The organism is Arthrobacter sp. AFG7.2, assembly GCF_002892835.1.
Classification (GTDB): domain Bacteria; phylum Actinomycetota; class Actinomycetes; order Actinomycetales; family Micrococcaceae; genus Arthrobacter.
In genome coordinates this window covers 284,414-306,399 of sequence record NZ_PJMB01000001.1, presented here as the reverse complement: position 1 = coordinate 306,399, position 21,986 = coordinate 284,414, and the positions used below count along the sequence as shown (strand labels likewise).

Sequence of the window (21,986 nt, the reverse complement as noted above, 5' to 3'; positions counted from 1 at the left end):
TGTCAACCTTCACGGTACCCCGGCCATGGTCGGCTGTCTGCCGGACGGCCTTGCCGTTCGCTCTAGGCAAAGAGCCCGCCGGCACCGGCACCGCGTAGTCTTGGTTGGGTGACTACAACCCGTGGCGGCCACCCTTCAGAGGACCACGCTCCTTCGCTCTCCACCCATGGTTTACCTGCGCAAACAGGCGCAGCGAGGACAGAAGAGGTACGAACAGGAGAGGCAAGGGCCGACGACGGTGCGGACGGCGGCGCGGCTGCCCGGGGCGAGGATCCCCGGGACAGGAAAGTGTCGGCGATGCTCCTCGCGGGAATGTCGGCGCTTGGACTGGGGATAGCAGTCGGCACCCTTCCCGTGCCGTATGTCGTGGAGTCTCCAGGCCCTACCTACAACACCCTCGGCGAAAGCCAGGGCACCCCGGTGATCAGCATTACTGGCCGGGACACGTATCCGGCAAAGGGAAACCTCGATCTCACCACCGTCTACGTGGACGGCGGACCCAACGGACCGGTCAGCATTCCGGAGGCCTTCTCCGCCTGGCTGGACCCCTCACGGGCGGTCCACCCCGTGGAACTGCTCTATCCCACGGGAACCACCAAGCAGGAGGCCGAGGAACAGAGTTCTGTTGCCATGACCACCTCCCAGGAAAACGCGGTGGCTTCAGCCCTCAAGGAATTGGAAATTCCCTTTGGGCAGCAGCTTCAGGCCGCGGACCTCCCGGAGGGCTCAGCGTCTGCAGGAAAAATACAGCCGGGCGACATCCTGAAGACCATCAACGGCAAGGACATCACCGCACTTTCAGTGGTCCAGGAGGAACTGGCGGCTGGAAACGGGGCCCCGGTCACTGTGGTGGTGGAACGTGACGGACAGTCCATCACCGAGGTCATCACCCCCAAGGACAACGGCGAGGGCCGCTTCATCCTCGGAGTGATGCTCAAATACCTGTTCACGTTCCCTTTCGACGTCGAAATCTCGCTCGAGCGAGTGGGCGGCCCCAGCGCCGGGCTGATGTTCTCGCTCGGCATCATCGACACGGTCACCCCCGGCGACCTGACCGGCGGCAAGCACGTTGCGGGAACCGGCACCATTTCCCCGGACGGCCTGGTGGGACCCATCGGCGGCATCGAACAGAAGCTGCAGGGGGCAAGGGCCGGGGGAGCCACGCTCTTCCTCGCGCCTGCCGCAAACTGCCCGGAAGTCGCGGGAAACATCCCCGACGGGCTGCAAGTTGTCCGGGTGGAAAACCTGGCGGAGGCGCGGGACGCCGTCGAACGCGCGGGTAACGGTCAGGACACGTCCGGCCTGCCGGCCTGCTCAGGCAACTAGACTGGGCAGGAACTAAGCTTTACCGCCACTCGTGGCAAATATGACGGACGAAACCAGCCGTTTGACCGGTGCCGGACGTCGCTCGCACTTACGCTTCGAATAATCTGACGACCAGCTATGAGGTACCCAGTTTGTCCCGTCCCGCCAGCACCATGTCCACAGGCAGACCCCCTTCAAGACGAGGGGCGTTAACTCCCACGCTGATCGTTGTTGCCCTGGTGGTAGTGGGCTTCATCTTCTTTGCCAACGTCTGGACTGATGTCCTCTGGTACCGGCAGTTGGGGTTCATCGAGGTATTCATCACTGAAAACCTCGTCCGGATAGGCATCTTCGCTGCAGGATTCGCCATCATGTTCGCTGCGGTGTTCTTCGCGATCCGGATCGCGTACAACGCCCGGCCGGTGTACGCTCCGGACTCGGAAATCCGCGACAACCTCAACCGGTACCAGGCGCAGCTGGAACCCGTCCGCCGTGTCGTGATGATCGGCCTGCCTGTCCTGTTCGGGCTCTTCGCAGGCAGCGCCGCCGCGAGCCAGTGGCAGAAGGTCCTCCTGTTCTTCAACCAGGAACCGTTTGGAACAGAGGACCCGGAATTTGGGATGGACATCAGCTTCTACCTGATGACGCTGCCGTTCCTCGGCTTCGTGACCGGATTCCTGATCAGCGTGGTGGTCATTGCGGGTATAGCCGGCATCCTCACGCACTACCTGTACGGCAGCATCCGTTTGATGGAGCGCGGCGTCTTCACCAGCCGTGCAGCTCAGATCCACATCGCAGTCACGGGTGCCGCGTTCCTTGTGCTGCTGGCCATCAACTTCTGGCTGGACCGTTTTACAGCAGTGCAGAGCAACAACGGCCGCTGGGCCGGCGCCCTCTACACGGACGTCAACGCCGTCATCCCCACGAAAGCGATCCTCGCAGTGGCAGCCGTGCTCGTTGCCGTCCTGTTCGTTGTGGCCGCGGTGATTGGCAAATGGCGGCTCCCTGTCATCGGCACCGCAATGCTGGTCATCACGTCGATCCTCGCCGGCGGCGTGTACCCCTGGGTGATCCAACAGTTCCAGGTGCGCCCCTCAGAGGAGACCCTGGAAAAGCCGTACATCCAGCGCAACATCGATAACACGCGTGCGGCGTACGGCCTGGACAAGATCCAGGTGGACCGCTACGACGCCACCAACACCGCCAGCACCGGTGCCCTGGCTCCGGATGCCCAGACCACGGCAAACATCAGGCTGCTGGACCCCAACCTGATTTCGGATGCGTTCTCGCAGCTGGAGCAGTACCGCCCGTACTACCAGTTCCCGGAAGCTTTGAACGTGGACCGGTACGAGGTGGACGGCAAGATCCAGGACACCGTGATCGCGGTCCGTGAACTGAACCCCGGCAACGTACAAACCAACCAGCAGGGCTGGCTCAACCAGCACGTTGTCTACACCCACGGCTATGGTGTGGTGGCTGCCAAGGGCAACAAATTCACCGTGGACGGCAAGCCTGAGTTCCTGCAGTCGGGTATTCCGTCGACGGGTGTCCTTGGTGACGACTCAACCTACGAGCCGAGGATCTACTTCGGCGAATCCTCACCGGACTACTCGATCGTTGGCGCGCCTGACGGTGCCCCTGCGCGTGAGCAGGACAGGCCCTCCGGCCGGGAAGGCGAGGGGGACAACCAGTACACCTTCGAAGGCAACGGCGGACCTAACGTGGGCACCTTCTTCAACCGGGTGCTGTACTCCATCAAGTTCCAGTCCTCGGACCTGCTGCTCTCGGACGGCGTCAACCCGGAATCGCAGATCCTGTACGACCGCAGTCCCAGGGAACGTGTGGAAAAAGTTGCTCCCTACCTGACGGTGGACGGCAACGCCTACCCGGCCGTGGTTGACGGACGCGTCAAGTGGATCGTGGACGGCTACACCACCAGCCAGTACTACCCGTACTCACAGCAGGAGCAGCTCTCAGACGCCACTGCTGACACCCAGACCACGTCCGGCCGTGCCGTCGCACTGCCCAACAGCACCGTGAACTACATCCGGAACTCCGTGAAGGCTACCGTTGACGCCTACGACGGCTCGGTCACCCTGTACGCGTGGGACGACCAGGACCCGCTGCTAAAGTCCTGGCAGAAGGTGTTCCCCACCTCGCTCAAGCCCTTCTCGGAGATGTCCGGCGACGTCATGAGCCACGTCCGGTACCCGGAGGACCTCTTCAAGGTGCAGCGCCAGCTCCTCGGTGAATACCACGTGACCGATCCGTCCACGTTCTACCAGACCAAGGACGTCTGGAGCGTACCGGCCGATCCGACTGTTGAATCGAACAGCGGAGTCAAGCAGCCGCCGTTCTACATGTCGCTGCAGATGCCGGACCAGGATGAGCCTGCTTTCCAGCTGACGTCGTCGTTCATTCCGCAGATCGTCAACGGAAATGCGCGCAACGTGCTCTACGGCTTCCTGGCCGCTGACTCGGATGCCGGCAACCAGGCCGGAGTGAAGGCCGAGAGTTATGGCAAATTGCGGCTGCTTCAAATCCCGCCGGAGATCCAGGTCCCCGGTCCGGGCCAGGCGCAGAACAAGTTCAACTCTGATCCAACTGTTTCGCAGGCCCTTAACCTGCTCCGCCAAGGCGCGTCCGAGGTGCTCAACGGCAACCTCCTCACGCTTCCGGTGGGCGGCGGCATCCTGTACGTCCAGCCTGTCTACCTCAAGTCGACCGGCGAAACGTCTTACCCCACGCTGCAGCGCGTCCTGGTGGCCTTCGGTGACAAGGTGGGCTTCGCTCCAACGCTGGATGAGGCACTGAAGCAGCTCTTCGGCGGAGACTCCGGAGCAGCTGCCGGCGACTCGGACAACAACGGCCAGGCCCCAGCGGATCCTGCCGCCCCGGCCACACCGGCCGGAGCGGACGCGAAGGCCGACCTGAAGGCGGCGCTTGACGAGGCTAACGCCGCCATCCAGGCCGGGCAGGCCGCCCTGGCCGCCGGCGACTTTGCCGGATACGGTGAGGCGCAAAACCGCCTCTCGGCAGCCCTTAAGCGGGCTACTGACGCAGAGGCCAAGATCCCTGTCGCCGCTCCGGAGGCCACTCCGGCTCCGGCAGCCACGGAAACGCCTGAAGCCAGCCCCTCACCGTCACCCTCAGCGGCCAGCTGACCATCACGACGGCGGGAAACGGCACCTGTTCCTTGTGGAGCAGGTGCCGTTTCGGTATCCGAGACGGAGATCACGCGCACCGGATTTGGCCTGGTGTTCATGTGCCGGTAAAGTAGTTCTTGCGACGCGGGGTGGAGCAGTTCGGTAGCTCGCTGGGCTCATAACCCAGAGGTCACAGGTTCAAATCCTGTCCCCGCAACTGATGGAAAGACCCGGACACTGGAAACAGTGTCCGGGTCTTTTTTGTCCAGGGAACCGGTCCCGGCCGGATCCGCATCGGCCCCCACCGCCAATTCCCAGTGGACAAAGCGCCGGCAAAAATAGGGTAGTGTTGATTCAGCGACGCGGGGTGGAGCAGTTCGGTAGCTCGCTGGGCTCATAACCCAGAGGTCACAGGTTCAAATCCTGTCCCCGCAACCATATGAAGGCCCCGACCGGCAGACCAGCCGGAAGGGGCCTTCTTTTTCATTGGATACGGTCAGTTCCAGTAGTCTCTTTCGCAGAGCCTCACACGTTTGAGCACTTGGCCAGTCATTCTCGAGAGGAATGTTGTTCGATGTCCACACCCACGAAGAAGCCCCGTGCCGCGGCGGGTAAGCGGTCGCGACTCTACTGGGCGGTACCGGCCGCCCTCGCAGGCCTGGTCCTGGTGGTGTTGCTTGCAAAGTGGCTGATGGGGCTGCCGGGCGTAGCTTCCTTCGTGGCTGACTATCCCGGACACTCGGAGCTCCCGGACAATGCTCCCGTGGGCTTCCCTGCCTGGCTTGCCTGGCAGCACTTCCTGAACGCGTTCTTCCTGCTGCTCATCATCCGCACAGGCTGGCAAGTGCGCACCACAACGCGCCCCAGCGGACACTGGACCCGCAACAACAAGGGCTTTATCAAGACGAAGAACCCGCCCACCAAAATCAGCCTGGAACTGTGGTTCCACCTCACGCTCGATGTCCTTTGGATCCTTAACGGCCTGCTGTTCGCGGTCCTCCTGTTCGCCACAGGCCAGTGGATGCGGATTGTCCCCACCAGCTGGGACGTGTTCCCCAACGCGCTCTCTGCCGCCCTCCAGTACGCGTCCCTGAACTGGCCGACGGAGAACGGCTGGGTCAACTACAACGCGCTGCAGTTGCTCTCGTACTTCGTCACTGTCTTTATCGCCGCTCCGCTGGCGTTCATAACGGGCCTGCGCATGTCCGGCGCCTGGCCCAAGAAGGCAACGGGCCTGAACAGGGCCTTCCCCATCGAATGGGCGCGTGCCGTGCACTTCCCTGTGATGGTCTACTTCGTGGCCTTTATTGCGGTGCACGTCTTCCTGGTGCTTGCCACCGGAGCCTTGCGCAACCTCAACCATATGTATGGCGTACGGGACGACGACGGATGGTTCGGCTTCTGGGTTTTCCTCGCCTCGGTGGTGGTCATGGCTGCGGCCTGGTTCCTGGCCCGGCCGCTCTTCCTGCGGCCCATCGCTTCACTGATGGGCAAGGTCAGCCGCTGAGGCGCACCGCCTGACGGCGTTTCGCACCAATCAGTTGTCTTTGAGCCTTTGGTACGCCGCCAGGGCCCGTTCCCTGGACTCAGGCAGGTCCACCAGAGGCTCCGGGTAACCTGTCAGTTCCACTCCCGCCTTCCATGGCTCGTGGATGGCTTTTGCGTCGAGTCCCGCCAGCTCCGGCAGGTAGCGGCGCAGGTACTGTCCGCCGGCGTCGAACTTTTTGCTTTGGGTGACGGGATTGAAGATCCGGTAATAGGGCGAGGCGTCCGCTCCAGAACCGGCCACCCACTGCCAGTTGGCAGGGTTGCTTGCGGCGTCCGCGTCTACGAGGGTGTCCCAGAACCACTGTTCGCCAATGCGCCAGTCCGCCAGCAGGTTCTTGACCAGGAAAGACGCCGCAGCCATTCTCACCCGGTTGTGCATCCAGCCTGTCTGCCAGAGTTGCCGCATTCCTGCGTCTACGAAGGGGTACCCCGTCCGGCCCTGTTGCCAGGCCGCCAGCTCATCTATGGCGGGCGTTTCCCAGCCGAACCGGTCGAAATCCGGGCGGTAATTGCGGGTGGCAAGGTCGGGGTTGGTGTACAGGAGGTGCCAGCAGAATTCCCGCCAGCCCAGCTCGGAACGGAAGATTGCGACGTCGGCAGGAATCTCGTGCGGAAAACGTCGGCGTATCTGCCGCCACACGCGAAAGGGACTGACCTCGCCGAACCGCAGGTGCGGTGAGAGCCTGCTGGTGCCTTCGACGCCGGGGATGTTGCGCCCGGTCCCGTATTCCTCCGACGGACCGTCGAGGAATTCCCCAAGCCTGTGCCGGGCGCCTTCCTCTCCCGGTTCCCAGGCCTCAGCCAGCCCGCCGCTCCAGTCGGGGGAGGAGGGCAGGAGTTGCCAGTCCTTGAGGTCGTCCCGGGGCGGCATGGCGGCGTGCTCCACCGGCGCCGGGAGCGCGTGAGGAGCCTGAAGCGGATCGCGGACATCACCATTGGCGAGGCAGGCCCGCCAGAACGGCGTAAAGACCTTGTACGGTCCGCCGGCCCCGGTGCGGACAGTCCAGGGCTCAAAGAGGAGGTTTGCCTGGTAGCTCGAGGCCTTGATGCCGTTATCGCCGGCCCACGCTTTGACGTTGGCGTCCACCGTGCGTTCCGGGAGCCCGTAGCGTCGGTTCCAGAACAAATGACGGGCGTTGGTTTCGGTGGCCAGCTGCTGAATAACGTCTTCTGCAGGGCCGCGGCGGAGGATCAGGCGCTGCCCTTTGGCTTCGAGCCCAGCCGCCAATGCGGCGAGGGAATGGTGCAGCCACCACCTGGTGGCTCCTCCCAGCGGACGGATCCCCTCGGACTCCTCGTCCAGGACATAGACGACAGTCAGGGGCAGGCCAAGCGTGGCCGCCCCGATGAGCGCCGGGTTGTCGTCGAGCCGAAGGTCGTCGCGAAGCCAGACGATTGAAGTCTCATCGGAGGAAGCCATGTGACCACGCTACACACAGCCAGGCGCAGGCAGGGCCGGGACCGTCATGGCCCCGGCCCTGCCTGCGACTCCGTAAGCGCCCTACGCTCCGCCGGTCAGAGTTTGTCGAAGTCGGCTTCGTCTACGGTTGACGCGGACGCCGCCGAACCCGCGGCCCCGATGGCCGGCTTGGACGAACCGCCGGACTTCAGCGCTGCCAGGCGCGCTTCGATCTCCACCTGCTCGCCGAGATCCTCCAGCTGGTTGAACTGGGCGTCCAGGCTCGAGGCGGCAAGTTCCTGCTGGCCGCGGACCTTGGCCTCTTCGCGGCGGATCTTTTCCTCGAAGCGGCCTACTTCGCTTGTGGGATCCATGAAATCGATGCTCTTGATGGCGTCGTGGACCTGGGACTGTGCTGCGGCGGTCTTGGACCGTGCCACCAGCTCGTTCCGCTTGCTGGTCAGCTCATTGAGCTTGCCCTTCATCTGGTCCAGGCCGTTCTTGAGCTTGTCCACTACTTCACGCTGGGAGGAAATGCTGGGCTCTGCTCCCTTGGCTTCATTTTCCGCCGCCATCTGGCGCTGCAGCGCTACCTTGGCCAGGTTGTCGAACTTCTCAGCGTCAACGCTGTCCCCGCTTGCCCGGTATTCATCAGCTTTGCGCGAGGCGGCGAGGGCCTTGTTGCCCCAGTCCTGTGCGTTCTTGACGTCCTCGCGGTAGTCGTCCTCGAGCATCCGCAGGTTGCCGATGGTCTGCGCAACGGCGGACTCGGCCTCTGCGATGTTGTTGGTGTAGTCCCGGACCATCTGGTCCAGCATCTTCTGGGGATCCTCAGCGTTGTCCAGCAAAGTGTTGATGTTTGCCTTTGCCAGCTGCGCGATACGGCCAAAGATGGACTGCTTAACCATGTTGCTACCTTTCGTCCTGCTCTGTGGTGACCACTGAAATCAGTGAACAGTTGGTGGTGTTGCCTTGCGTAACCGCGGATGCTGCGGCAAGCCCGGGATAAATCCGAACTAGAAGTCTCCGCCGCCGCCGGAGTCTCCGCCCCAGCCGCCCATGTCGCCGAAGCCGCCGGAGTCACCGCCGCCCCAGCCACCGCCGTCGCTGTGGCCGCCGCCCCAGCCTGCCCCGCCGCCCCCGTTGAGGATGGAGTTGATCAGGATGCCGCCGAGGATTGCTCCGCCGAGGCCACCGCCTCCGCCGCCACCGAACATGCCACCACGGCCATAGCCCTGATTGGCGTAACCACCAAAGTGGTCCACGTCCGTCTGCGCCAGCTGGGCTGCCTGTGCCGCCAGGGCGTGAGCCTGCTGGGCGTAGGTAAGGGCTGTCACAGGATCGGTGCGCGAGATGGACAGGGCGTAGTCGAGGTTCCGCTGCGACTCGGCCAGCCGTGTGCGCGCCTCCGTTCCGACGCCGCCGCGGCGGGCCGTGATGTAGTCAGAGGTGGCGCTGATCTGTGCCTGCGCTGACATGATGGTTTGCTGAAGAGATGCCTGCGCGCGGCGGGCCTGCTCCTGCTGGTCCCGAATGCCGCTCAGGGACTGGTCAAGTGACTGATGCGCGGTCTCTACCCGCTGCAGGGTGGCAATGGGATCGATCTTTCCACCCTGGATCTCAGCCTTGACCTGTGCCAAGGCACTTTCGACGCCTGCTACCGGACCGGCGAGCTCGGGGTGGGCGCCCGACTGGATCATGGCCCTCGCCTGAGCGAGATCCTGCGACGTGTCAACCACGGCACGCTCCAGGCTGCTCCGGGCTTCGTCCAGGTTGGTGGAAACCTTCGCGATCGCATCAAGGAGGATGTTTGTCTGGTGCAGGCTCTCTTCGGCGGCACGTACGGCCACTGCAGCCAGACTGCCTTCACCCTCACCGAGTTTCTGCTGGGCGGTGGCCGTTGCATTCTGCACGAACGCCAAGCGCTCCTTGGCCTGCAGGATGTTGTCCGAAACCTGGGTCAGGGCACTTTCCGCGTACTTCGAACGGAGGGCAGTGAGGGACTGCTCAGCACTGCTGATCTTCGCGTCGGCTTCCCGTACCCCGGCGTTCACTGATGCCAGGGCCTGGGGTGCGTTCTTCTCCAGCTCACGCAGGGAATCGAAGTCAGCCTTCTGTTCCTGAAGGGAGGCAAGGGCGGCTTCCGAGCGGCGGATGATCTCGCCCAGCCAGGAGCGCTGCTGCTCTTCGGTGTCCGGTATATGGTCGTCCAGCTGCTGCTGCAGTTTGAACGATTCGGTCATGTGCGCCTTTGCCTCGGCGAGGGCCTTGGTGAAGTTTCCGACGGCGGAATCGCCGTATTGTGCCTGGGCGAACATGAGTTCCTGCTCGCTCGACTTGATGGCGTCATCCGCTTCGATCAGCAGGGAGCCGCTCTTGCGGCGCAGCTCCTCGACGCTCAGCGATGCCAGCGGATCAAGCTCTACGCCTTGGGCGCCGTACGCGGCGTTGGCGCCCTGGCCGGCAGCACTCTTCTTGCGCTTATTGCGGAAGTACAGGTATGCGCCTGCGCCACCAGCAGCTACGACACCAGTGCCAACGAGGACCGCAGCTCCGGCACCATCACCGGGGACATTACCGCTTCCGCCGCTGGCAGCATCACCAATAGCGGCTGCTGCGTTAATCGCAGCCTGTGCGTAATTCTCGGTGGCGAGCTGAGGTCCGATGGCCTTGCTCTTGATGTTCTCAATCTGGGCTGCGGTGATCTTGCTTCCGCCCTTGTTCAGGACGTACTGCCTGGTATCGGTAGCAACAGCAAAAATCAAGGCGTTCGATCCGAGATTGGCTTTTTCGGCTACAGCGTCGGACCAAGCTTCACGGTTCGTGGGATTCTCGAATTTCTTGACCGTAACTACGTGCAGAACAGTGGCATGTTCTGTGCCGAGCTTCTTGATGGCTTCCTGTACCTCAGCCCTCTGTGAACCCAGGACCCCAGCAGAGTCAACAACTTTCGTTGCAGGGTCCAAAGTAACTGGATCCTCAGCCCACGCCGCCCCGGCGGGCATCGCCAGGAAGGAGGTAAGGCCGATTACGGCGAGTATACGTTTGAACTTTGACCGCATGTGCAACCCTTCAGCACGCCTGACACCGATTCGGGACGAATCAGTCGTCTCAGAATTCAACAGCGCCCCCACGCTTGGTGTGAAGCCGCAGGTCGCTGTGGCAATTCATCTTGATTCTATGGTGCACCCCACAGCCCGTCCATTGCGGTGAATATGCCACCAGCGAAACGGGGGTCGGCAGCCAGCAGCGGGCTACTGAAAGTCTTCAGGAAGCTCTCAGCAAACATCCGAGCTTGTTCCAGCCGGGGAGTCCATAGTTAATGCAGGAAGACATTGAAAGGAAGTCCCATGACTGAGAACCAGACGCCCGGTCCGGCTCCACGGAACGGCGGCCCCGATGGACAGGATCCCCGGGAGCGCCATGCGGGGCAGGCGGGGGACCCCGCTGCGGGCGTGCAGCAGGCAGGCGACTCCGGGGCGGATGGACCGGGGCCTCGCGAGTATCCCACTGAGCGGCTGGACGACCATGGGAACAACCCCACCCAGGAGCTTCCCGGAGCTCCGCGCCCCGTGTATCCCCAGCGGCAGCCTTTCTACGGCCAGCCCTCAACGGAGAACCACATGCCCGGGGTACAGGATCCCGGCCGGCACCAGGCGGCGCAGCCCGGGTACAACTACGCCAGCCAGGGCAATCAGGACGGCCACTACGGGGGGCATAACAACAGCTCCGGCATACATGGGGTCAATAGTGCGCAGGGGCCACACGCCGGCACAGGCTATGTCCCCGGTCCCAAGGACGCGCCTCGGCGGAAAGCGACGTTCGGCGTCGGAACCCTCGTGGCCAGTATCCTCGCGGCCGGCCTGGTGGGCGGCGGAGTGGCGACCGTTGCCGCCGGCGAAATCTTCGACGGTCCCGGCTCCGCCGCGGTCACGAGCACCAACAGCCAGCCCGGAACGGTTATTGTCAACGACCAGGACGAGGTCAATGCCATCACGGCGGCGGCAGTAAAGGCTTCGCCCAGCGTTGTGACCATCAGTGCAGCCGCCGGCGGCTCCGGCGGCACGGGTTCGGGCATCATCCTCGACGACCAGGGCCACATCCTCACCAACACGCACGTCGTCACACTGGATGGCCAGACGGCCGACGCGGCCCTGGAAGTCCGTACCAGCGACGGCAAGGTCCTCAGCGCCAAGCTTGTCGGCACGGACCCGTTGTCCGATCTTGCGGTGATCAAGGTGGATAATGCCTCCGGCCTTACCCCCGCAACCCTGGGCGACTCCGGAAAACTCAACGTGGGGGACACCGCTATTGCCATCGGATCCCCGCTGGGGCTGACCGGCACGGTGACGGACGGCATCGTCTCCACGCTTAACAGGACCATCAGTGTTGCCTCGGCCGCAGCCCCTGAAGAGGGAGACAACGCCGAGGGCGACGACGAAGGTGGATTCCAGTTCGCACCTCCCGGGGGCGGCCAGAGCCAGCAGACCGGGCAGGGCGAAATTTCCATCAACGTCATCCAGACAGACGCCGCCATCAATCCCGGCAACTCCGGCGGCGCCCTGGTGAACAGCAGCGGCGAGGTTATCGGCGTCAACGTGGCCATCGCCTCGGCGGGATCAAACGCATCCTCAACCAGCGGTAACATCGGCGTCGGCTTCAGTATCCCCATCAACCACGCCAAGCGGGTGGCGCAGGAGATCATCGAAACAGGCAAGGCCTCGCACGGCCAGCTGGGTGTCAGTGTGAAGCCGAAGGCGGCGTCCAGTACCTCCACAGAATTCTCCGTAGGGGCGGACGTCGCCACGGTGGAGCCGGATTCAGCTGCCGGCAAGGCCGGGATCAAGGTGGGCGACGTCATCACCAAATTCAATGATCTCGCCATTGGTGAACCGGAGCAGCTGACGGCGGCAGTCCGGGAACAGCGTGCCGGTTCCAACGTCAGGATCACCATCCTGCGCAACGGCAAGGAGCAGACGCTGGACGTGACCCTGGGCGCGGCAGCGAACTAGCTCACGCACCCGTTCAACCAGTACAAAAAGAACGACGACGGCGTCCCCGCTTGAGCAGGTTAACCGGGCGGACGCCGTCGTCGTTCTTTCATCCCGCAAGGCAACCCCGCCCGGGCTGACACAGGCGTTAACGGAAGAGGGCACCGGAGCACGCCTATGTGGTTAGCTAGGAGCTACCCGTATGCCGGGGCATTCCGCGGCCATGACCTCACCCGGCTGGCTGTCCACAAGCATGGAAGGCTGCTGTAAATACAGTGGAAGATACATTGAAGATCATCGTCCTGGTCAAGCATGTACCGGACGCCCAGTTTGACCGCCACCTCAACGGTGAGGGCTACACGACTGACCGCGACGAGAGCATCCTGTCCGAGCTTGACGAATACGCCCTCGAGGCAGCGCTGCAGCTTGCCGAAGCGCGCGGCGGAGCTAAAGCAGGAAACCAGGTCATCGCCCTGAGCATGGGCCCCTCGGGCGCAGTCAATGCCATCAAGAAGGCGTTGCAGATCGGCGCAACCGAGGGTGTGCACCTCACCGATGACGCCCTGGCCGGTTCGGACGCCGCAGCCACATCGCTGGCGCTCGCAGCGGCCATCCGGACCCTCGGTAGCGACGGCCCGGTTGACCTGGTCATTACCGGCATGGCGTCCACGGACGGGGAAACCTCCCTGGTGCCCGCCCAGCTCGCGGAGCGGCTTAACCTGCCGCAGGTCACCTTCGCTTCATCTTTGGAGGTCGACGGCGGCCGGCTCACCGCCCGCCGTGACGCCGATACGTCCTCCGAGACAGTGGAAGCCCCCCTCCCTGCTGTCGTTTCCGTGACGGACCAGATCAATGAGCCGCGCTACCCCAACTTCAAGGGCATCATCGCCGCCAAGCGCAAGAGCATCACCACCCTGTCGCTTGCCGACATCGGTGTGGACCCGACCCAGGCGGGACACACAGGTTCCTGGACCAGGGTGCTCAGCGCCGAGGAACGCCCGCCCCGGACCGCAGGCACTATCATCACCGACGAAGGCGACGCGGGCATCAAACTCGTTGACTTCCTGGCCGCCCAGAAGCTGCTCTGAGAGAGACCACAGACATGGCAAAAGTACTTGTGTTCATTGACAACCCCGGTGATTCGCTGAAGAAGAGCAGCCTCGAGCTGCTCACCCTGGGCCGCTCGCTCGGGGAAACCGCAGTTGCCCTCAACGGGAAGCTGCACGACGACGTCGCGGCCACCTTCGGGGAGTACGGCGTCGGAGCCGTGCTGCTCCCTTCGGCCGAGGACCTCGATGATTTCCTCGTTGCCCCCAAAGCGGCCTACGTGGCAGCAGCTGCGGAGCAGCTTGGGGCCACGATTGTCCTGCTCGACAACTCGCCGGAGGGCAAAGAGATTGCAGCCCGTGCGGGCATCCGCCTGAACGCCGGGGTCATCACGGACGTTGTTGCCGTGGATGCGGACGGGACCGCGCATAAATCGGTCCTGGCCGGCTCCTACAACACTGCCTGCAAGGCCAGCACAGCGGTCAGCGTACTGACGGTGAAGGCGAACAACGTGGTCCCTGAACCTGCTGCCGCTCCCACCCCGCTGGAGACAGTGACGGTTGAGGTTCCTGCCGCCAGCACTGCCGCCGCAGCCAGGATCACCGCCCGGGAGCAGAAGGTTGCCAGCGGACGCCCGGACCTGACTGACGCCCGCATCGTGGTGGCCGGCGGCCGTGGACTTGATGGTGATTTTGGGCCGGTGGAAGAACTTGCCGACGCCCTGGGAGCCGCAGTGGGCGCCTCCCGCGCCGCCACCGATGCCGGCTGGATCAGCCACGACGCGCAGGTTGGACAGACCGGCAAGACCGTATCCCCTCAGCTCTACATTTCCGCAGGCATATCCGGCGCCATCCAGCAAAAGGCCGGCATGCAGACGGCCAAAGTCATTGTGGCCGTCAACAAGGACGCGGAATCTCCGGTCTTCGAGATCGCGGACTTCGGCATTGTGGGCGACCTGTTCAACGTCCTCCCGCAGGCCACGGCAGAGATCAAGAAGCGAAAAGGCTGATTCTTTGACCGACTCTCCGGAGCAGTCACAGAGCCCGTTCAACCCGGACGCACACCGGGTTGAGCGGGTGCTCTGTTTTGCGGCCCATCCTGACGACATCGACTTCGGTGCTGCCGGAACCATCGCAGCCTGGACCGCCGCCGGCGTCCAGGTCAGCTACTGCATCATGACCGACGGTGACGCCGGCGGCTTCGATCCCGCCCACCGGCCGGACATCATCGCCCTTCGCGACGCTGAACAGCGCCGCGCCGCCAAACTGGTGGGGGTTACCGACATCCACTACCTCCACCAGCGGGACGGCTACCTCGAACCCTCGCACGAGGTGATGAAGGGCGTGGTACGGCTGATTCGGGAACTCCGTCCCGACGTCGTGCTTTCCATGCATCCCGAACGGAACTGGAAGCGGATCCAGAAGAGCCACCCGGACCACCTTGCGGTGGGGGAGGCGGTAACCCGCGCCGTCTACCCTGCTGTGGAGAACCCGTTCGCTTATCCCGAACTCGCCGACGCCGGGCTGGAAGCCTACAAGCTGCCGTGGCTTTGGCTCTACGCCGGGCCCGACGAGCGGGAAAACCATTTCGTGGATGTCACGGGGCACGTGGATGCGAAGCTCCAGGCAATCCACGTCCACGTCAGCCAGCACCCCGATGTCGAAGCCATGGAATCCACCGTCCGGCAGGGCATGCGGCTGAATGCTGCCCGGGCGGGCCTGGCAGACGGGAGGAGTGCTGAGGCATTCCACGTTGTGGCTGTCAACGGGCCCGGAACCATCGCCGGTTTCTAGCCGGCAGAGCCGGAAGGAAAAGCGCCCCGTTCCATATCCTTCCGGACTATGGAACGGGGCGCTTTCGCTGTCCAGCAGAACCAGGACCTCTATGCGCCAAGCGGGGCGGCGGCAACGGTGGGCGTGGTGGGGGACGGAGATCCGCCCGCCGGTTCCACTGTTATCCCCAGCGCCGCAGCAGAGGAAATCCCCTCGACCACGGCGGGCTTCGACAAGGCTTCCTCGTCCATCAGGCCCTGGGACACCGGTGCCGAACCGTCCTTGGGGATCAGCCACATCTGGTATACCTTCCCGGCCGGCGGGGCGGGAACACCGTTCATTTTCACGACGACGGCATCCTCGGAGGAGGAGATGAGGACGGTGGCGGTACCGCCACCTGTGACGTCCACGGAGGCTTCCCTCACGTCACCGGCCCGGACCACCTGGTTCAGCGGATCGTTCTGGTCCGCCAGGTACGACCCGACGCCTACGCCGCCGAGGGCGATGGCGGCAGCAGCTGCGACTCCAGCGAGCCAACGGCGTGCACCGGCCGGCCGGCGTCGTTCCTCACGGCGCTGCCGTGCCTGGGCGAGCTCGTCTCCCATGGGAGGCCGTCCGCTTGCTATCTCCCCTGGGGCAGGGACTGCAGGGGCACCAGGGGTACCCTCGCCCGGCCCGCTGTCTTGCGCGGGCAGTTGCGCAATGATGCGGTCGAAAAGGTCAGCCGGCGGCTCTTCCTCCACTCGGAAGGTCCGGGCCAGGGTCTCCCTTGCCTGGCGCACCCTTTCAAAAAAGGCTGTCTGTTCCGCAGCCGGAGCGGCCGAAATGTACTGCTCGATTGCCTGGCGCTCCTCGGTGGTGACCGCATCCAGCGCGTAAAGCTCGGCCAGGTCCACAGACCGGCCGGAAGCCAGGTCCAAGGCAACGGTGTCGCCAAAGGAGCCGGAACGGCCATTGTTCATTTCAGTCATCTCAACTCACCCCCAGGCAGGTCTTCAGCCGGATCAGTCCATCGCGGATACGGGATTTTATGGTGGGTACTGCTGCGTTCAGGCGTTCGGCAACCTCCCGGTACGTCAGGCCGCCGTAGTAAGCAAGGCGCACAGACTCCTGTTGGGTTTCCGTCAGCGTCGCCAGACACCTGACAACGGCCTCCGCTTCCAGCCTGCTTCCCACCTGGTCAGCCACTGTGTCGTGGTCGATGTCCTGGGTGCTGGCGCCGTACTTGGCCTCACGGTCGGTGGAGGACTGCGAGGACCGGACCCTGTCCACCGCCCGGCGGTGCGAAATGGTCATCAGCCAGGACAGCGGACTCCCTGCCTTGGGATCAAACTTTGCTGCGTTCTGCCACACCTGGAGGAAGACTTCCTGCGTGGTGTCTTCACTGAGTTCGGGATCGATCAGCACCCGCCGGGCCATGCCAAAAACCCGCCTGGATGTGAGCTGGTAGAACTCGGCAAAGGCTGCCTGGTCACCCCGGCTGATATTTTCCAGCAAAACTGAAAGCCGGTGGCTGAGGTCGGCCGGCGGGTCTGTCACCGCGGCCGTGGCCTCGGAATGTGGCGCGTTGGGGGTTTCCATCACTACCAAGCATAAGTCTCCGGACAGCGAATCATCAGCAGTTGCGCCGCGGCTGCTGCGGGAGGTCCTGAAACCTGACTCCAGCATTGTCACCTGCAGCTCCTCATATGCATAGGAATGTTGTCAGGAGTGATTCGTGGCAGCCGTCGGGAGGGATGGGTCGGGTGCGCAAGCAAATTGCGGACGCCTTCCGTCATTACCTGGTGGCCCTACCGTGCAGCTGCCGTTCAGGAATGGTTGAGTCAGGTCCTGGCCCCGGCGAAACCCTGCTGGCGCCAGGCCTCGTACACGGCAATGGAAGCTGCGTTGGCAAGGTTCAGGGAGCGCAGTGCCGGCAGCATGGGCAACCGCACTGTAGCGGTCACATGGGGGTCGGCTTTCAGCTCCGCCGGCAGCCCCACGGACTCCCGGCCGAACATCAGGACATCACCCGGCTGATAGGAAATGTCCGTGTAGCTGGCCGCCCCGTCCGAGGTGAAGGCGTACACGCGTTCCGGCTGGAGGTGCTGCCACGCGTCCTCGATGCTCTTGTGCACAGTGACGACGGCCAGGTCGTGGTAGTCCAGGCCGGCGCGGCGGAGCTTTGCATCGGAGAAGTCAAAGCCCAGTGGTTCCACGAGGTGCAGTTCAGCCCCCGTGATGGCTGCCAGGCGGATGGCGTTGCCGGTATTGCCGGGGATTTCGGGGGCATGGAAAAGGATGCGGAACACGATCCCATCCTAGCCACCGTTGTCAGTGCATACCGCGCAGGAGCCTGGCCAGCACCGGAACGTTCACCGTATTGGGAGCAGGGCCGGCGGCGAGGAATTCCTTGAGTCCGCGCACCATCCCGGCCGCGTTGACAATCTGTATGGCTTCAAGTGCGCCCGGTGACCGGCGGTGGTTGTCAATGACCGGTTCATGCAGGTTGCCTCCGGGATTGAGAACGACAGTCCAGCCCGTGACATTCAGTTCAGGAAAGATGTCCTGCATGGCCCGGACCACGTGGGCCAGTTGGGGAGGCGCAATGGCACGGCCGCCGTGGTTCAGCGTCCGGCCGTCCCAGGCATAGGCGCCTTTCGGGAGCAGCATGGACCCGATCAGCGCCAGGCGGTAACCGGAAAGGACCGCGTGGTCAATGTGGCTGTTGTCTGCGGGCGACTGCAGGCCATTGACCAGCCGGGCCGCGGGGATGGCCGGCAGGACCTGGCGGGTGAGCAGCTGGACCGTGCGCATCTCCCGCTGGATACGTGCCTCTGCCCCGAAAATTCCACGCTTCCGCGGCATGCCGTGAACCTGCTGGCTGGCGAGCGACAGGGGGATCAGCGGGACTTCTCCGGAGGGGGCGCTTTCATACGGCGGGACATAGACCGCCGGATCCCCGGCAGTGTTGCGGCCGTTGCCTGGCCTGTGCACAGTGGCCGAAGCGCGGCTGCCCGCCGCAGGCGCGTCGAAATGCGGTTCCGGGTCCCCGTCCTCACTGCGAAAGGTTCCGGCCGCGTAGGAACGGTCGTACGCTTTCCTGCGGGTGGGGTCGATCAGCGTCTCGTAGGCCCTGGTTACCTGGCGGAATGCTGCCGCGTCGCCGCCGTGATCCGGATGGGCTGTCCGGGCGGCCCGGCGGTAGGCCACCTTGATCTCCTTTTCCGTGGCCGTAACGGCCACGCGAAGCACCTGGTAATAGGAGCTGCTGCTCTCGGTCAAGCAATCATCCTTCTGTTGGTATGGCCAGTCTTCGCAGGTAGCCCGGTCTGCACAGTTTAACGGCCTGCCTTGAACAACGACGTTCAAGCCCCTCCCGGTTCCCTCCACGGCTTGTTGACGGGAACATCTTCGCGGAGTGAGCGGCACCTGCACGGCTCCCGTGCATTTAGACTCGTGGAGGCGCGGCCGGCCCGGCCGCGGGACATAGCGGGGCAGGAATGGATATGCCGACGACGGCGGGACCGGCCGGTGGGGCCAGGCAGAGGATGGCAGCGGTGCTGGCAGCTGCACTGGGAGCTGCACTGGTTGGCGGCTGCAGCGTGGATGTACGGGACCCGGCAGCGCCCCAGCCTGCTGTGAGTACGCCGGCACTGGCGACACCCACCATAACTCCCGGCTACGACGCGGACGCCGTGGCCGCGCAGGATCTTCCCTTCGCTGCCGGTGGCAGCCTGGCGCCCGGCGTGCCGGTGGGCATCTCCGATGGACTGGCGGAAGCTCCGGGCTGGAAGGCTGTCAGCCGTGATGTGGCGGGGGAAACCCGGTATCTGAAGGCCGATGGGTGCGTGGTGGCGGCCAAAGTGCGGATCAACCAAAGCCCACTCATCCGGGGTGACGACCGCGATTCGACCCTTGCCCTCTTTGAATACCTTGATCCGTCCATCCTGCCCGGATACCTGAAGACGGAGACGCTGCAGTGGGGCGGAAGCACCGAAGCGCCCGGCAAGGCTGTCGAGGTGCTTGCCCTGGAGCAGGCAGCAGCACCGGCAGGGAGGGCGACTGTGGTGCTGGCCAGGCTTTTCGGCACCGCCGGCTCGTCCGCCTATATCTCCGTCTCCTGCCCGGACGCTCCCGCGCTCGCCGCTGCGAGGGCCGACGTCGTCCGTTTCCTCCCGCTGCTCCCGCCGTCCAGCTAGCAGCAGGACCCGGCAGGTTTCGCTGCCTGTGAGCCCGGCAGGACGGGCCGCTAGAATTGCAGGGTGCCCGTCTACCTCGATCATGCAGCGACCACGCCTCTGTCTCCTGAGGCGCTCGCAGCCATGACGCGTGAGCTGGCACGCACGGGCAATCCTTCGTCGCTGCACGGCTCCGGCCGCCGGGCCCGCCGTGCCGTGGAGGATGCGCGGGAGGCTGTGGCGGCTGCGGCAGGAGCCCACCCGTCTGAGGTTATTTTCACGTCGGGGGGTACCGAGTCGGACAATCTGGCGGTGAAGGGCCTCTTTTGGTCCCGAGTGGCCGGTATGCCTGCGCGGCGGCGCGTCCTGTGTTCCGCGGTCGAACACCACGCCGTCCTGGACACGGTGGAGTGGCTGGAGCGGCACGAGGGCGCAGAGGTGGTGTGGCTGCCGGTGGACAGCGCTGGCCTGGTTGACCTTGCTGCCCTCGAAGCGGAGCTTTCCCGTGACCCTGAGACCATTGCCCTGGTCACTGTGATGTGGGCCAACAACGAGGTTGGCACCATTCAGCCCATCCGCAGGATCGTAGAGCTGTCCCACGCCGTCGGCGTCCCCGTGCATTCGGACGCCGTGCAGGCGTTCGGTTCCATCCCGGTGGACTTCAAGGCGTCGGGGCTGGACGCCATGTCCATCTCCGGACACAAAATCGGCGGGCCTGTCGGCGTGGGGGCACTCCTGCTGGGGCGGGCCGTGAAACTGACCCCCGTCCAGCACGGCGGAGGGCAGGAACGCGATGTCCGTTCAGGCACCCTGGACACCGCTTCCATCGCGGCCTTTGCCGCCGCCGCGGAAAAGGCTGTTGCTACCCTCGACGCCGAATCCGCCCGGATCGCCGGCCTCCGTGACCGGCTGATCCAGGGTGTCCGTGAACGCATACCGGAAGCCGTCCTGCGCGGTGCTCCCGGAGATCGCAGGCTGCCCGGCAATGCGCACTTCACCTTCCCCGGTTGTGAAGGCGACTCCCTGCTGTTCCTTTTGGACCTGGCGGGGGTGGAGTCATCCACTGGCTCGGCCTGCACTGCCGGGGTACCCCGGCCTTCGCACGTCCTGCTGGCCATGGGCCTTGACGAGGAGACCGCGCGCGGGGCGCAGCGGTTTACCCTGGGGCATGCTTCGGTGGAGGCCGACGTCGACGCGCTGCTGGCCGCGCTGCCCAATGCTTATGCACGTGCACGGCAGGCGGGGATGGCCGGACATGAGTCCAGCATCCAGACCGCCGGAACCGTGGCGCGCAGCTCCATGGGCAGCCAGACCCCGGGCAGCAACTGACCTTTTTCCACAGGCATTAGAATAGACAGGCAAGGATCGTTTCCGGGAGCACCCGGCCGGTCCACACCGCGCCGCAGTAACCCTGCACAGCACCCCAAACCCCCTGAGAGAAAGCCAGCATGCGAGTTCTAGCAGCCATGAGCGGCGGAGTTGACTCCGCCGTCGCCGCCGCCCGCGCCGTCGAGGCGGGGCACGACGTCGTCGGCGTCCACCTCGCGCTGTCGCGCATGCCCGGTACGCTGCGCACCGGGAGCCGCGGCTGCTGCACCATCGAAGACTCCCGCGATGCCTGGCGGGCCTGCGACGTCCTGGGTATTCCCTACTACGTGTGGGACTTCTCCGAGCGGTTCAAGGAAGACGTCGTCCAGGACTTCATCGACGAATACGCCGCCGGGCGGACCCCCAACCCCTGCATGCGCTGCAATGAGCGGATCAAGTTCGCCGCGCTCCTGGAAAAGGCGATCGCCCTGGGCTTTGACGCCGTCTGCACCGGTCATTACGCAAAGGTCATCGAGGACGCCGACGGCAACCGCGAACTGCATCGGGCCGCTGACTGGGCCAAGGACCAGAGCTACGTCCTGGGCGTGCTGACCCACGAGCAGCTCAAGCACTCCATGTTCCCGCTGGCGGACACGCCGTCCAAGGCTGAAGTGCGGGCGGAAGCTGACCGCCGCGGGCTCTCCGTGGCCAACAAGCCCGACAGCCATGACATCTGCTTCATTCCCGACGGCGACACCGCCGGCTGGCTTGCCGAAAAGATCGACATGTCCACCGGCGACATTGTGGACGAAACAGGCACCAAGGTGGGGGAGCACCCTGGCGCCAACGCGTTCACGGTGGGCCAGCGCCGCGGCCTGAAACTTGGCACACCCGCCCCGGACGGCAAGCCGCGGTTCGTCCTTGAGATCCGGCCCAAGGAAAACAAGGTGGTAGTGGGTCCCGAGGCTCTGCTGGCCATCGACGAAATCAGGGGCATCAAGGTGTCCTGGGCAGGCCTGCCCATCGGCGAAGTGGAAACGGGCGAAGACTTCGACTGCTATGCCCAGGTCCGGGCACACGGCGACCCCGTGCCTGCGACGGCACGTATGGAACCGCACGAAGAAGGCGCCGGCGCTGCCGGCGGGCAGCTGGTCGTGCGGCTCACCACGCCACTGCGCGGCGTTGCCCCCGGCCAGACCATTGTCCTGTACCAGGGCAGCCGCGTCCTGGGCCAGGCCACCATTGACGCCGCCCGCTCGCTTCAGCGCGCCGAGCTCTAAAAACCGACACTGTCCAACGCCGCCCCGGTT

At 64.4% G+C, this 21,986-nt stretch carries 17 protein-coding genes and 2 tRNA genes; 12 read left to right on the top strand and 7 right to left on the bottom strand.

Annotation, left to right across the window (positions count from 1 at the left end):
• Positions 1-108: 108 nt before the first annotated feature.
• The 5 genes from CXX84_RS01395 to CXX84_RS01375 all read left to right on the top strand — a co-directional run bounded on the left by CXX84_RS01395 (position 109) and on the right by CXX84_RS01375 (position 5,958).
• Positions 109-1,326 (top strand): S16 family serine protease, encoded by a 1,218-nt coding sequence (locus CXX84_RS01395; protein ID WP_189337452.1) that lies wholly within the window; start codon positions 109-111, stop codon positions 1,324-1,326.
• Positions 1,327-1,478: 152 nt separating this feature from the next.
• Positions 1,479-4,469, top strand: coding sequence for a UPF0182 family protein (locus tag CXX84_RS01390; RefSeq protein WP_189337484.1), 2,991 nt, complete (start codon positions 1,479-1,481; stop codon positions 4,467-4,469).
• Between the two features lie 125 nt (positions 4,470-4,594).
• Positions 4,595-4,668 (top strand) — tRNA-Met (locus CXX84_RS01385).
• 144 nt (positions 4,669-4,812) lie between these two features.
• A tRNA-Met gene (locus tag CXX84_RS01380) sits at positions 4,813-4,889 on the top strand.
• A 136-nt stretch (positions 4,890-5,025) separates the two neighbouring features.
• The gene (locus tag CXX84_RS01375; RefSeq protein ID WP_102974939.1) at positions 5,026-5,958 is read left to right on the top strand and encodes a cytochrome b/b6 domain-containing protein; all 933 of its coding nucleotides are present in this window, start codon (positions 5,026-5,028) and stop codon (positions 5,956-5,958) included.
• Positions 5,959-5,988: 30 nt separating this feature from the next.
• On the opposite strand, the gene CXX84_RS01370 is transcribed toward CXX84_RS01375, so the two are convergent.
• The 3 genes from CXX84_RS01370 to CXX84_RS01360 all read right to left on the bottom strand — a co-directional run bounded on the left by CXX84_RS01370 (position 5,989) and on the right by CXX84_RS01360 (position 10,460).
• Positions 5,989-7,419, bottom strand: a complete 1,431-nt coding sequence (locus CXX84_RS01370) for a cryptochrome/photolyase family protein (RefSeq protein WP_102974938.1) — start codon at positions 7,417-7,419, stop codon at positions 5,989-5,991.
• A gap of 95 nt (positions 7,420-7,514) precedes the next feature.
• Positions 7,515-8,306, bottom strand: a complete 792-nt coding sequence (locus CXX84_RS01365) for a PspA/IM30 family protein (RefSeq protein ID WP_102974937.1) — start codon at positions 8,304-8,306, stop codon at positions 7,515-7,517.
• Positions 8,307-8,414: 108 nt separating this feature from the next.
• Entirely contained in the window at positions 8,415-10,460 is a 2,046-nt protein-coding gene (locus CXX84_RS01360; protein WP_102974936.1) for a TPM domain-containing protein, read from the bottom strand.
• Positions 10,461-10,748: 288 nt separating this feature from the next.
• Between CXX84_RS01360 and CXX84_RS01355 the strand changes: the two genes are divergently transcribed.
• The 4 genes from CXX84_RS01355 to CXX84_RS01340 all read left to right on the top strand — a co-directional run bounded on the left by CXX84_RS01355 (position 10,749) and on the right by CXX84_RS01340 (position 15,229).
• A complete protein-coding gene (locus tag CXX84_RS01355) occupies positions 10,749-12,410 on the top strand; it encodes a S1C family serine protease (protein ID WP_102974935.1) in 1,662 nt (553 codons plus the stop codon).
• Between the two features lie 266 nt (positions 12,411-12,676).
• Entirely contained in the window at positions 12,677-13,477 is an 801-nt protein-coding gene (locus CXX84_RS01350) for an electron transfer flavoprotein subunit beta/FixA family protein (RefSeq protein ID WP_102974934.1), read from the top strand.
• A gap of 14 nt (positions 13,478-13,491) precedes the next feature.
• Positions 13,492-14,445, top strand: coding sequence for an electron transfer flavoprotein subunit alpha/FixB family protein (locus CXX84_RS01345; RefSeq protein WP_102974933.1), 954 nt, complete (start codon positions 13,492-13,494; stop codon positions 14,443-14,445).
• A gap of 4 nt (positions 14,446-14,449) precedes the next feature.
• On the top strand, positions 14,450-15,229 hold the full coding sequence (locus CXX84_RS01340) for a PIG-L deacetylase family protein (protein WP_102974932.1): 780 nt from the start codon (positions 14,450-14,452) through the stop codon (positions 15,227-15,229).
• 89 nt (positions 15,230-15,318) lie between these two features.
• Here CXX84_RS01340 and CXX84_RS01335 read toward each other — a convergent pair whose 3' ends face one another.
• The 4 genes from CXX84_RS01335 to CXX84_RS01320 form a co-directional block, all read right to left on the bottom strand.
• Positions 15,319-16,179 (bottom strand): anti-sigma factor domain-containing protein, encoded by an 861-nt coding sequence (locus CXX84_RS01335; protein ID WP_102974931.1) that lies wholly within the window; start codon positions 16,177-16,179, stop codon positions 15,319-15,321.
• 1 nt (position 16,180) lies between these two features.
• The gene (locus tag CXX84_RS01330) at positions 16,181-16,789 is read right to left on the bottom strand and encodes a sigma-70 family RNA polymerase sigma factor (RefSeq protein ID WP_102975333.1); all 609 of its coding nucleotides are present in this window, start codon (positions 16,787-16,789) and stop codon (positions 16,181-16,183) included.
• 242 nt (positions 16,790-17,031) lie between these two features.
• Complete coding sequence (locus CXX84_RS01325) at positions 17,032-17,499, bottom strand: tRNA (cytidine(34)-2'-O)-methyltransferase (protein WP_102974930.1); 468 nt, start codon at positions 17,497-17,499, stop codon at positions 17,032-17,034.
• A gap of 22 nt (positions 17,500-17,521) precedes the next feature.
• Positions 17,522-18,472 carry a J domain-containing protein gene (locus tag CXX84_RS01320; RefSeq protein WP_102974929.1) on the bottom strand — a complete coding sequence of 317 codons (951 nt, stop codon included), beginning with the start codon at positions 18,470-18,472 and terminating at the stop codon, positions 17,522-17,524.
• Positions 18,473-18,738: 266 nt separating this feature from the next.
• Between CXX84_RS01320 and CXX84_RS01315 the strand changes: the two genes are divergently transcribed.
• From CXX84_RS01315 to mnmA, 3 genes are all read left to right on the top strand, one after another.
• Positions 18,739-19,389: a hypothetical protein gene (locus CXX84_RS01315; protein WP_223252945.1), complete on the top strand. Its 651-nt coding sequence runs from the start codon at positions 18,739-18,741 to the stop codon at positions 19,387-19,389.
• 63 nt (positions 19,390-19,452) lie between these two features.
• The gene (locus tag CXX84_RS01310) at positions 19,453-20,697 is read left to right on the top strand and encodes a cysteine desulfurase family protein (RefSeq protein WP_102974927.1); all 1,245 of its coding nucleotides are present in this window, start codon (positions 19,453-19,455) and stop codon (positions 20,695-20,697) included.
• A gap of 119 nt (positions 20,698-20,816) precedes the next feature.
• Positions 20,817-21,956, top strand: a complete 1,140-nt coding sequence (mnmA, locus tag CXX84_RS01305; RefSeq protein WP_102974926.1) for a tRNA 2-thiouridine(34) synthase MnmA — start codon at positions 20,817-20,819, stop codon at positions 21,954-21,956.
• Positions 21,957-21,986: the final 30 nt, after the last annotated feature.

What these genes read in the sequence shown, in the direction of transcription:
- CXX84_RS01345 (WP_102974933.1), top strand. Translation starts at nt 13,492, where the DNA reads ATGGCAAAAGTACTTGTGTTCATTGACAACCCCGGTGATTCGCTGAAG.
- CXX84_RS01355 (WP_102974935.1), top strand. Translation starts at nt 10,749, where the DNA reads ATGACTGAGAACCAGACGCCCGGTCCGGCTCCACGGAACGGCGGCCCC.
- CXX84_RS01315 (WP_223252945.1), top strand. Translation starts at nt 18,739, where the DNA reads ATGGCAGCGGTGCTGGCAGCTGCACTGGGAGCTGCACTGGTTGGCGGC.
- CXX84_RS01365 (WP_102974937.1), bottom strand. Translation starts at nt 8,306, where the DNA reads ATGGTTAAGCAGTCCATCTTTGGCCGTATCGCGCAGCTGGCAAAGGCA.
- CXX84_RS01360 (WP_102974936.1), bottom strand. Translation starts at nt 10,460, where the DNA reads ATGCGGTCAAAGTTCAAACGTATACTCGCCGTAATCGGCCTTACCTCC.
- CXX84_RS01375 (WP_102974939.1), top strand. Translation starts at nt 5,026, where the DNA reads ATGTCCACACCCACGAAGAAGCCCCGTGCCGCGGCGGGTAAGCGGTCG.
- CXX84_RS01370 (WP_102974938.1), bottom strand. Translation starts at nt 7,419, where the DNA reads ATGGCTTCCTCCGATGAGACTTCAATCGTCTGGCTTCGCGACGACCTT.
- CXX84_RS01335 (WP_102974931.1), bottom strand. Translation starts at nt 16,179, where the DNA reads ATGACTGAAATGAACAATGGCCGTTCCGGCTCCTTTGGCGACACCGTT.
- CXX84_RS01390 (WP_189337484.1), top strand. Translation starts at nt 1,479, where the DNA reads ATGTCCACAGGCAGACCCCCTTCAAGACGAGGGGCGTTAACTCCCACG.
- CXX84_RS01330 (WP_102975333.1), bottom strand. Translation starts at nt 16,789, where the DNA reads ATGGAAACCCCCAACGCGCCACATTCCGAGGCCACGGCCGCGGTGACA.
- mnmA (WP_102974926.1), top strand. Translation starts at nt 20,817, where the DNA reads ATGCGAGTTCTAGCAGCCATGAGCGGCGGAGTTGACTCCGCCGTCGCC.